Source organism: Nocardia stercoris, from assembly GCF_003696265.1.
Taxonomy (GTDB): Bacteria; Actinomycetota; Actinomycetes; order Mycobacteriales; family Mycobacteriaceae; genus Nocardia; species Nocardia stercoris.
Genome location: NZ_RFFH01000001.1, coordinates 377567 through 389048, shown reverse-complemented (window position 1 = coordinate 389048; position 11482 = coordinate 377567). Strand labels below are relative to the sequence as shown.

General features: G+C 69.5%; 5 protein-coding genes. All 5 read left to right on the top strand.

Annotated elements, in window-relative coordinates:
• Positions 1–76 precede the first annotated feature (76 nt).
• The 5 genes from EBN03_RS01665 to EBN03_RS01645 all read left to right on the top strand — a co-directional run bounded on the left by EBN03_RS01665 (position 77) and on the right by EBN03_RS01645 (position 11312).
• Entirely contained in the window at positions 77–3835 is a 3759-nt protein-coding gene (locus tag EBN03_RS01665) for a multifunctional oxoglutarate decarboxylase/oxoglutarate dehydrogenase thiamine pyrophosphate-binding subunit/dihydrolipoyllysine-residue succinyltransferase subunit (protein ID WP_122186033.1), read from the top strand.
• A 155-nt stretch (positions 3836–3990) separates the two neighbouring features.
• On the top strand, positions 3991–6363 hold the full coding sequence (locus EBN03_RS01660) for an MDR family MFS transporter (RefSeq protein ID WP_122186032.1): 2373 nt from the start codon (positions 3991–3993) through the stop codon (positions 6361–6363).
• Positions 6364–6814: 451 nt separating this feature from the next.
• On the top strand, positions 6815–7489 hold the full coding sequence (locus EBN03_RS01655) for a PaaI family thioesterase (RefSeq protein WP_122186722.1): 675 nt from the start codon (positions 6815–6817) through the stop codon (positions 7487–7489).
• 109 nt (positions 7490–7598) lie between these two features.
• Positions 7599–9956, top strand: a complete 2358-nt coding sequence (locus EBN03_RS01650) for an MDR family MFS transporter (RefSeq protein ID WP_147471430.1) — start codon at positions 7599–7601, stop codon at positions 9954–9956.
• A gap of 126 nt (positions 9957–10082) precedes the next feature.
• The gene (locus EBN03_RS01645) at positions 10083–11312 is read left to right on the top strand and encodes a hypothetical protein (RefSeq protein ID WP_122186030.1); all 1230 of its coding nucleotides are present in this window, start codon (positions 10083–10085) and stop codon (positions 11310–11312) included.
• Positions 11313–11482: the final 170 nt, after the last annotated feature.

The window sequence follows — 11482 nt, the reverse complement described above, 5'->3', positions numbered from 1 at the left end:
AACAGAGGGCGCACCGGCGGAACCGCCGGAGTACCCGTGCCGGGCACGTCACAAACGTCGCAGCGCGAAGAACGAAATGAGGCGAACACCTGCTGTGAGCAGTTCAATTTCCCAGTTCGGACAGAACCAGTGGCTCGTCGACGAGATGTACCAGAAGTACAAGCAAGACCCCTCGTCGGTCGATGAGAGCTGGCACGAGTTCCTCGCGGACTACACGCCCGAGCAGCCCGGTGATCCGACGGGTGCTCCTGCCGCCGATGCTCCGACCTCAGCCGCTACCGCAGCCCCCGCGCCCGCCCCGGTGATGCCGCCCGCGCCGAAGGTCGTCCCGGCCGCCTCCGCGGCCGCCGCGCCGCCGGCCGCCCGCGCCGGGCAGCCGCAGACCACCCCCGCCCCCGCCTCCAACGCCCCGGTCGCGCCGCAGGTCCCGGTGCTGGCCGAGGACCAGGCCCAGGTCCTGCGCGGCCCGGCCGCCGCCATCGTCAAGAACATGTCGGCGTCGCTCACGCTGCCCACCGCCACCAGCGTGCGGGCCATCCCCGCGAAACTGATGATCGACAACCGCCTGGTCATCAACAACCACCTGGCCCGCACCCGCGGTGGCAAGATCTCGTTCACCCACCTGCTGGGTTACGCCATCGTGCAGGGCATCAAGTCCTTCCCGAACATGAACCGGCACTTCGCCGAGGTGGACGGCAAGCCGAACGCGATCACCCCCGCGCACACCAACCTCGGCCTGGCCATCGACCTACCGGGCAAGGGCGGCGTCCGCACGCTGGTGGTGGCCGCGATCAAGAACTGCGAGACGATGAGTTTCGCCCAGTTCCACAGCGCCTACGAGGACATCGTGCGCCGTGCCCGCGACGGCAAGCTCGGCGCCGACGACTTCAGCGGCGTCACCATCTCGCTCACCAACCCCGGCACCATCGGCACCAACCACTCGGTGCCGCGCCTCATGCCGGGCCAGGGCGCGATCATCGGCGCCGGTGCCATGGAGTACCCGGCCGAGTACCAGGGCATGAACGAGGCCCGCCTCGCGGAGATCGGCATCGGCAAGCTGATGACCCTGACCTCCACCTACGACCACCGCATCATCCAGGGCGCGGAGTCGGGCGACTTCCTCAAGACCGTCCACAAGCTGCTGATCTCCGACGAGTTCTACGACGAGATCTTCCACGGCATGGGCGTGCCCTACGAGCCGGTCCGCTGGCGCACCGACATCCAGGAATTCGGTGTCGACAAGAGCGTGCGCGTGCAGGAGGTCATCTCGGCCTTCCGCAGCCGCGGCCACCTGATGGCCGACACCGACCCGCTGCGCCTGGTGAAGGACAAGTTCCACAGCCACCCCGACCTGGACATCTCCGCACACGGCCTCACCCTCTGGGACCTCGACCGCGAATTCAACGTGGCCGGCTTCCACGGCAAGGACCGGATGAAGCTGCGCGACGTGCTGTCGATCCTGCGCGACGCGTACTGCCGGCACGTGGGCGTCGAATACACCCACATCCTGGACCCGGAGCAGCTGCACTGGATCCAGGACCGGGTCGAGCAGAAGCACGAGAAGCCGACCGTCGCCCAGCAGAAGTATCTGATGTCGCGGCTGAACGCGGCCGAGGCCTTCGAGACCTTTCTGCAGACCAAGTACGTCGGCCAGAAGCGCTTCTCGCTCGAGGGTGCCGAGTCGGTCATCCCGATGATGGACGCCGTCATCGACCAGTGCGCCGAGTACGCCCTCGACGAGGTCGTGATCGGTATGCCGCACCGCGGTCGGCTGAACGTGCTGGCCAACATCGTGGGCAAGCCCTACTCGAAGATCTTCACCGAGTTCGAGGGCAACATGAACCCGGCCGGCACGCACGGCTCGGGTGATGTGAAGTACCACCTGGGCGCGCACGGCAAGTACTTCCAGATGTTCGGCGACAACGAGATCGACGTGTCGCTGACCGCGAACCCGTCGCACCTCGAGGCTGTCGACCCGGTCCTGGAAGGTCTGGTCCGCGCCAAGCAGGACCTGCTCACCAAGGAAGACCTGATCGCCCGCGGCGAGGAAGCGCGCACCTTCTCGGTCGTGCCGATGATGCTGCACGGTGACGCAGCGTTCGCCGGTCAGGGTGTGGTCGCCGAGACGCTGAACCTGTCGGGCCTGCGCGGCTACCGGGTGGGTGGCACGATCCACATCGTGGTGAACAACCAGATCGGTTTCACCACCGCGCCGGAATACAGCCGGTCCACCGAATACTGCACCGACATCGCGAAGTTCATCGGCGCGCCGATCTTCCACGTCAACGGTGACGACCCGGAGGCCTGTGCCTGGGTGGCGCGCCTGGCGGTCGACTACCGGCAGCAGTTCCACAAGGACGTGGTCATCGACCTGATCTGCTACCGCCGTCGCGGCCACAACGAGGGCGACGACCCGTCGATGACCCAGCCGTACATGTACGACGTCATCGACACCAAGCGCAGCGTCCGCAAGTCCTACACCGAATCGCTGATCGGCCGTGGCGACATCTCCATGAAGGAGGCCGAGGACGCGCTCCGCGACTACCAGGGTCAGCTGGAACGCGTGTTCAACGAGGTCCGGGAGCTGGAGAAGTACCAGGCCACCCCGAGCCCGTCGGTCGAGGGCGACCAGCCGGTGCCGCCGACCGTGGTCACCGCGGTGGACAAGAGCGTGCTGCAGCGCATCGGTGACTCGTTCGTCGACGTGCCCGCCGAGTTCCACGTGCACCCGCGCGTGCAGCCGGTGCTGGACAAGCGGCGCGAGATGGCCTACGAGGGCAAGGTGGACTGGGCGTTCGCCGAGCTGCTGGCCTTCGGTTCGCTGATCGACGAGGGCCGCGCGGTGCGCCTCACCGGTCAGGACTCCCGGCGTGGCACGTTCTCGCAGCGCCACTGCGTGATCATCGACCGGCAGACCGGTGCCGAGTACACCCCGCTGCACAACATCCACAGCAAGGACCCGGGCTGGTTCGCCGTGCACGACTCCGCGCTGTCGGAGTACGCGGCGGTCGGGTTCGAGTACGGCTATTCGCTAGGTAACCCGGACGCACTCGTGTTGTGGGAGGCGCAGTTCGGTGACTTCGTCAACGGCGCGCAGTCGATCATCGACGAGTTCATCTCCTCCGGTGAGGCGAAGTGGGGTCAGCTCTCGGAGGTCGTGCTGCTGCTGCCGCACGGTCACGAGGGCCAGGGCCCGGACCACACCTCGGGCCGCATCGAGCGCTTCCTGCAGCTGTGCGCGGAGGGTTCGATGACGGTGGCGGTGCCGTCGACCCCGTCGAACTACTTCCACCTGCTGCGCCGGCACGCGCTGGACGGCATCCGCCGCCCGCTGATCGTCTTCACCCCGAAGTCGATGCTGCGCAACAAGGCCGTGGTCTCCAACATCGAGGACTTCACCGACAACAAGTTCCGGTCGGTGCTCGAGGAGCCGATGTACGAGAGCGGCGACGGTGACCCGACGAAGGTGAAGCGGATCCTGCTGACCAGCGGCAAGCTGTACTACGAGCTGGCCGCCGAGAAGGCGAAGAAGGGCCGCGACGATGTCGCGATCGTGCGGATCGAGCAGCTGTACCCGATCCCGTCCTACCGCCTGAACGAGAAGCTGGAGCACTACCCGAACGCCACCGAGGTGGTGTGGGTGCAGGAGGAGCCGGCCAACCAGGGTGCGTGGCCGTTCTTCGGCCTGAACCTGCCGGAGGTGCTGCCGGAGCGGTTGGGCAAGCTGCGCCGTATCTCGCGCCGGCCCATGTCGGCCCCGTCCTCGGGGTCGAGCAAGGTGCACGCGGTGGAGCAGGCCGGAATCGTCTCCGAGGCACTGGCCATGGAGCTGTAGCACCCGAAACGGCAAGTGCGAGAGGCCCGATCACTCCCCGCGAGTGGTCGGGCCTCTCGGTATGATGCTGCCGGAACCCCGAACGAACCGATCAGTTCGCTCGACGGTGTCGCAGTGAGGATTCCGCGCCCGGTCGCGCGGGCGGGAGGACGGCAGTGGGTACCGCAGTCGGCGAGACGTTCGCCGGATACGCGATCGAGGGTGTGCTCGGCCGGGGCGGTATGGGCACGGTCTATCTGGCGCGGCATCCGCGCCTGCCACGCAAGGTGGCGCTGAAACTGTTGCACCGCGATGTATCCGAGGATGCCGACATGCGGGCGCGGTTCCTGCGCGAGTCGAGTGTGGTTGCGGGCCTGGATCATCCGGGAATCGTGGCTGTGCTGGACCAGGGCGTGGAGAACGGGCAGCCTTGGCTGGCAATGCAATACGTGCACGGCACCGACGCGAGCCGGCCGACGCCGCGGATTCCGGCGGTGGAACGCTCGGTGCGCATCATCGGCGACGTCGCCACCGCACTGGACCACGCGCACAGCCGGGGCGTGCTGCACCGGGATGTGAAGCCGGCCAACATCCTGCTCACCGCACCGGAGGCCGCGAGCCCGGAACGGGCTGTGCTCACCGATTTCGGGATCGCGCGGCAGCTGAGCGCGAACGCTTCCAGCACGGTGACCGGAAGTTTCGCCGCCACACTGGATTACGCCTCGCCCGAGCAGCTGTCGGGTGGTGCCGTGGACGCCCGGTCGGATCAGTATTCGCTGGCGTGCACGCTGTTTACGCTGCTGACCGGCGAACCACCGTTCACCGCGGCCGATTCGGCGCAGGTCATCGCGGGTCACCTGATCAAGCCGGTGCCCTCGATCGACCGTCCCGGCGTGCCCGCCGAGCTGAGCCGGGTGGTGGCGCGGGGCATGGCCAAGGATCCGGCGGAAAGATACGACAGTGCGGGCGAATTCGCCGCCGCCGCCACGGCAGCGGTACGCGGGAGCACCGTGGACGGCACCGCCGCCGGATCGGAACCCGACCCGGGCCCGCCCGCCGCGCCGGCCGATCGTGGCCGCCGCGCGACGCCGGTACCGCGGACCGTGGTCGCGGCGCCGGACGACAATCCGTGGCCCGCGGTCCTCTCACTGCTCGTGGGTATGTTCCTGGTGACCGTCACCGGATCGGCGCTACCCCTGGCGGAGCGGGCCCTGCAGTCGGAACTGCACGCCGATTCGAACTCGGTGCACTGGCTGACCACGATCCACGACCTGGGCTGGGCGGTACCGCTGATCACCGCCGGCTGGCTCGGAGATCGGTTCGGCCCCAAGAACATCCAGATGGCGGCCCTGGGCGTCTTCTGCCTGGCCGCGATCACATGCGGCTTGTCGGGCACCTTCTGGGGCCTGACCGCGGCCTATCTGGTGCTGTGTGTCGCCTCGGCGCACGTGATGCCCCAGGCGATGGCGGTCGCGATCCGGATCGTCCCGTCCGGTCGCCGGACCATGGCGATGAGTGTGTGGACCGGGGTCGCGATGGTCTCGATGCTGGGCGGACAGTTCATCGACGCCTCGCTGATCACCGATCTGAGCTGGCGCTGGATCTTCCTGATCGCGGCACCCATCAGTCTCGGCACACTGGTGATGACCGCGGTGCTGGTGCCCAGCCTGCCCGCGCAGGGCGGCCGCGCGGGCGTGCCGGGCCTGGCGCTCGGGGGGCTGAGCTTGACCCTGTTCGCACTCGGGATCGATCAGTGGAGCGTCTCCGACTGGGGTGCGATCAGCTGGGAGCTGTTCCTGGTGCCGAGCCTGCTGCTGGGCGCGGTGTTCATCCTGCGGCGGCCGCGCCCCGGCGCGGATGATCTCCAGGCGGCGACGCGGGCACTGCTGAGCGACCGTGACGTCGCGTTGTCCATGCTGGCCATGACGGCCATGGGGGCCGCGCTGGCCTCGGCCGCCGCGACCATGGTCATGTATCTCGAACTGGCCCAGCACCTGTCGATGCGGGAGTCGACGGCGATGTGGCTGCCGGCGACGGCCGCGGCGGTGGTGGCCGTTCCGTGGTGCGGGATCCTCGCGGTCCGGCTGCATCCGGCGGCCATGTCCGGCATCGGCTTCGGCTCGATCTTCGTGGCGACCGTCCTACAGTTGGCGGCGATCACCTCGGCGCCAGCGGTTCCGACGCTGACGGTGGCGGGAGCGCTGACCGGGCTCGGCTCGGTCTTGTCCTGGACTCCGCTCGCGACCATCGTCGCCCACCGGGTGCCACGCGGGCACGTGGGCACCGGGGCGGGACTGTTCATCCTCGCGGGCCAGACGGGGATCTTGGTGGGCCGTTCGGTGACGGGCGCCCTGCTCAGCTCGCGGCTGGCCGCGTCGACCGCGCCGACCGGTGACGTGCTGCAGCACACGGCACGGGAGGCGGCACGGTCGGCGATGCTGGTGCCGATCGCGTTCGCGCTGTTCGGCATGTTGCCGGTACTGCTGGTGAGCCGGGGGCGGACAACTCCGGCGGCCACCACTGTGGCCTCGCACACCCCGGTCCGCTGATCCGGCTCGGCGCCGAAAGGCCCGGTCTTCCCCATCGATCGGGTCTCTCGGCGCCGGAGGCGCCGCCTTCCGACCGCACCGGGCGGCCACCCCCCTTCGGCGGCCGCACCGCCGTCGGCGCACGGCACCATGGGCGTGCCGTAGCCGACCGATTGCCGGCACTCGGAAACGGCAACGGCGGCTGGTGAATTGGTGCGCGGGTAAAATTCTAACCGATTTCGGAGGAATTTCCTCGTCATAAATTCGCAACGCGCCGAACGGATTTCGCCGCGATCGCATCCGAATCCATTGCACCGGTGGTAATTCGGACTTTCCGCCGGAATTTCCGCGCAGGAACCGACCGCCCGCCCGGTGCCGCCCGGCCGAATGCGCGCAACGACCGCCCGCGCGCGACCCGGCGATCGGGGCCTCTCGGAGTACCCAGCGAACCCCGGACGATAACGTGTTCTACATGACCACGGCACACCCCGGCGATTCCCTGCCGAACGAAGAGCACCACGAAGGCGGATTCCGGCCGGTCGCCGACCTCATCGCGGCCCGGCGCAAGTCCGGCGAAGGCGCGGTCGCCGGCGGCCCGCACTTCGGTGAGCTGGTCGAACAGACCCGCATCCTGATGGACCGGGTCCGGCTGATCAGCCCCTCCGACGAGCTCGCCAAGGAGGCGATCGCCACCCTCGAGGGCCTCAACGCCCGCCTCGCCGAGGCCGTGGTCGACGAATGGGCCTCACCCACCTGGACCCGCCACGACCTGCCCGGGCGCGGCAACATCACCCTGCCGCCCTACGTGGTCACCGCCGCCGGCCCCGAAGGTGTCGAGGCCACCGTCACCTTCCGGACCTTCCACCTCGGCGGCAACAGCGCCGCACACGGCGGGCAGGTCGTGGTCGCCTTCGACGACGTCCTCGGCATGGCCGCGGCCCTGGTCGGCAAGGGCATCACCCGCACCGCGTCGCTGACCGTCGACTACCGCTCGGTGACCCCGCTGAACAAGGAACTCGCCCTGGTCGCGCGGGCCGAACGCCAGGAGGGCCGCAAGATCTGGCTGCGGGCCACCCTGCACGACGGCGAGCGGCTGTGCGCGGAAGCGCACGGCCTGTTCATCCTCCTCAAGCCGGGCCAGCCCTGACAGACCGGTCAGATCCGGTTGCCGCGCCACCGAATCCACTGCCCGAACGGTAGAGTGCGGCGTGGCGAGGGCCCGGCCGGCTGATGCGGGCCTCGGGGAGGGCAGTGCGGTGAATGCGGCAGTCGGCGGGACGTTCGCCGGATATGCGATCGAAGGTGTGCTGGGCCAGGGCGGAATGGGGACCGTCTTTCTGGCCCGGCATCCCCGGCTGCCCCGCAAGGTGGCGGTGAAGCTGCTCAACGCCGATGTGTCGGTGGATCCCGACCTGCGCGCCCGCTTCGAGCGCGAGGGCACGGTCGTCGCGCAACTCGACCACCCCGGCATCGTGTCCGTGCTCGACCGCGGTGTCGAGCACGGACAACCGTGGCTGGCCATGCAGTACGTGCCGGGTACCGACGCCAGCCGGCTGGATCCGCGCACCCTGAACCCCCAGCGGGCGGTGCGGATCATCTCGGAGGTCGCGACCGCGCTCGACCACGCGCACAGCCGCGGGATCCTGCACCGGGACGTGAAACCCGCCAACATCCTGCTGGCCGCCCCCGAGGCCGGGCATCCGGAGCGGGCTGTGCTCACCGACTTCGGCATCGCGCGCGTGCTGACCTCGAACACCCAGCACACCTCGACCGGAAACCTCACGGCCACAATCGCATACGCCTCACCCGAGCAGCTGTCCGGCGATCCGCTGGACCCGCGCTCGGACCAGTACTCGCTGGGCTGCACCCTGTTCGCCCTGCTGGCCGGCCACCCGCCGTTCGCCGCGACCGACCCCGGCCAGGTGGTGGCCGCGCACCTGGTGAAGCCGGTGCCGCCGCTCCCCCGCCCCGACGTCCCGCCACAGCTGAACCACGTGATCGCGCGGGCCATGGCCAAGAACCCGGCCGAACGATTCGGTAGCACAGGCGAATTCGCCGCAGCAGCGGCCGCGGCACTGCGGGGCGGTACCCCCGTCACGACGCCGGTGCCCTTTCCGCCTGCGGCACAACCGACGCCGCCGTCCGCCTACCCGGTCCAGCTCGGCTATGTTCCCGGACAATCACAGGTCGACGCGCCGGCGGCCCGTGCTCCCTGGGGTGCGCTGTGCGCCATGGCTTTCGCCGTCGTGATCATCTGCCTCGGTCGCGCGGCACAGGGAACCGGCCTGCCCAGGCTCCGGCACGATATGCATGCGAGCATCGGACAAGTGGGCTGGCTGAACCTGATCGACCTGCTCGCCTACACTGCACCGCTACTGCTCGCCGCCCGGCTCGGTGATCGCTTCGGACCCAAGCGAATCCAGCTCGCCGGGCTGACCGTCTTCGTCCTCGGCTCGGCCGGAGCGGGACTGGCCGCGAGCATGGGAATGTTGTCGGTGGCCCACGCGATTCAAGGCTTGGGCGCCGGACTGGTTCTGCCGCAACTGCTGTCGGTTCTGGTCCGGACCGTCCCGCCACGCCAGCGCGGCGTGGCGGCCGGGATCTGGGCCGCCGCGTGGGCGCTGGGCGGCCTCGCGGGACCGTTCGCCGGTGCGGTGCTGACCTCCACGGGAAGCTGGCGGTGGACCGCGCTGGCCGAGGTGCCCGCCGGGCTGGTGGCGCTCGCGCTGACGGCTGCCGTGCCGCGGCTCCCGCGGCTGCGGACGCCACCCGACCCGGGTGGTCATCTGATCTTCGGTGCGGGTGTCGTCGCTACCGTCGCGGGCTTCGGGCGGGCCGACGAGTGGGGAACCACCGGCTGGGCGCTGGGCGTTGCCGGACTGCTCGTACTCGGCGTGTTCGCCTTGGTCCAAGCCGGGCGCACCGGCGCCGGAACCCCGGGGCCGAGTCGGATTGCCGCCCTACCGAGTCTGGCGACCGCGATCCTGGCGACGGCGCTCACCGCGATGATCTTCCTGTTCTTCGTCTATCTGGAGATGGAGCAGGACCTGTCGGCCGAACATGCCGCCCTGATGCTGGTTCCGGCGGCGATCATCGCCGCGGTGTCGGCGCCGATCTTCGGAATGTTCAGCGACCGCGTGCATCCGGCGGCACTGCCCGCCGCCGGGTTCGGCCTGCTGTGCGTGACCGCATTCGGTGCTCTGGCCCTGATGACCATGCACCTGCCGGTGGTGGCCTTGGCGATATTGGGCGCGCTGGGCGGCCTGGCCCTGGGCTGCACCTGGGCATCCCTGGCCGCCGCCGCGGCGCGCACCCTGCCGTCCGAGCGCCCGGGCACCGGCGCCGCGAGCTACACGGCCGCCTGGCTGATCGGTTCGGCGGTCGGCGGCCCCGTGATCGGTGTGCTGTTCGGTAACCGGTTGCGCGCCACCGGGTTCGGGTTCGGCATGCACCCGGGATCTTCCTCGCTCCTCGACAAATACAGCACCGCGCTCAGCCAGACGATGCTGTTGCCGGCCGGTCTGCTGATCCTGGGCGCGATCGTGTCGGCGCTGCTGCGGCGCCCGCGCACCGCGTCCACCCCGGCGGGCGACCCGACGATGCGACCGTACTGACCGCTGCCACGACACCGGCGCGGCTGCGGTGGATCGGCTGCGGCGTGCGGCAGCCGCGTCTCCCCGCAGAAAGCCCCTCCGCCGCAGGTCATCTCGCTGTCGGTGCGGTCACGTAGATTGCGGCACATGAGTTTTCTGGGTGGGGTGTTCGGCTCCGAGCGCAAGCGGCGGTTCGCCGAGACCGCTTGCACGATTCTGCGGTCCTACGAGCAGATGACCGAGGTCGTGCCGGATCTCGACGGGTTCGGGATCGACTTCCGGGCCGGCGAGATCCACGGGCGGATCAACCTGGACACGGTGTTCCGCCGCACCCGCTCGCTGTCCGATACCGAGGCGTTCGACATCCTCGCCGATTTCCTCGCCGGCACACCGGGTCTGAGTCCCCGGGCGGCCAAGGGCAGCTGGGACGAGGTGGCGCCGAAGCTGCGGCCGCTGATCCGGCAGGCCGGGCAGCTGGCCAACCGGATGGAGGGCATGCGGATCGCCGACCACACCCTGTGGCGCCCGGTCCTGCCCTGCCTGATCGAGTCGGTGGTGATCGACCGAGACACCTCGATGGAGAACATCCATCCCGGCGAACTCGAGCGGTGGGATGTGGACACCGACACCCTGTTCACGACCGCGCGGGCGAATCTGGCCCGCTACGCCCAGCAGGTACTCGACACCTACGACCCGGTGAAACACCGTGGCGGGCTGTATATCTCGGACACCAGCGGCGACAACTACGCCGGTTCACTGCCGCTCGTGCCCGGATGGCTGGCCGCGATCGGCGCGAAGGCCGGGGTGCGGCCGATCGTGTTCGTGGGCGGCAATGTCGGCGTGCTGATCGGCGCGGAGACTTCGGCGGCCCAGGTGGCCGCCCTGGTCGGTACGGCCCGGGAGGTGTTCGACCAGGCGGTGCGGCCGGTGTCGCCGCAGCCCTACACGATCGAAGGCGACCGGCTGGTGCCGTATCTGGTGCCGGAGGGCCATCCGGCCTGGGCGCCGATCCGCGCCGCGGAGGCCACCCTGTGGTCGTCGGTCTACGGCGGACAGTATCCGGGCCTGCGCGCCGACCTGGACGCGAACCTGATCGAGGACTACGCCGCGAAACTCGTCCACGTCCGCGCCCGCGACGGCCGGGAATCCACCTACGCCGCCTGGACCGACACCGTGCCCACCCTGCTCCCCCGCGCACACACCGTCAGCCTCACCGCGGTCGACACCGGCGACACCTTCATGGTGCCCTGGGAAGTCCTCGACGCCGAACTACACCTGACCCCGGTCGAGGACCTGTACCCGCCCCGCTACCGCGTCGAGCACCATCCCGCACCTGATGTGATGGCGCGCCTACGCGCCGCCCAGGGCCTGGGCTGACCGCGATTTCCGCACTGCCACTGCGCGTTCGCCAGCAGCGCGTACTGAGCAGCCGTGCGCTGGTACACGCACCCCGGATCCGGTGAATTACCGCTGGGCCGCATCGGGTTTCGGCGTCCGCGATCCGCCGTGGACTCCCTTCCCTCGGGGTATCGGCGGCAATGTCGCTG

Coding starts and splice junctions, on each gene's coding strand:
- EBN03_RS01665 (WP_122186033.1), top strand. CDS start 77: ATGAGGCGAACACCTGCTGTGAGCAGTTCAATTTCCCAGTTCGGACAG.
- EBN03_RS01655 (WP_122186722.1), top strand. CDS start 6,815: ATGACCACGGCACACCCCGGCGATTCCCTGCCGAACGAAGAGCACCAC.
- EBN03_RS01645 (WP_122186030.1), top strand. CDS start 10,083: ATGAGTTTTCTGGGTGGGGTGTTCGGCTCCGAGCGCAAGCGGCGGTTC.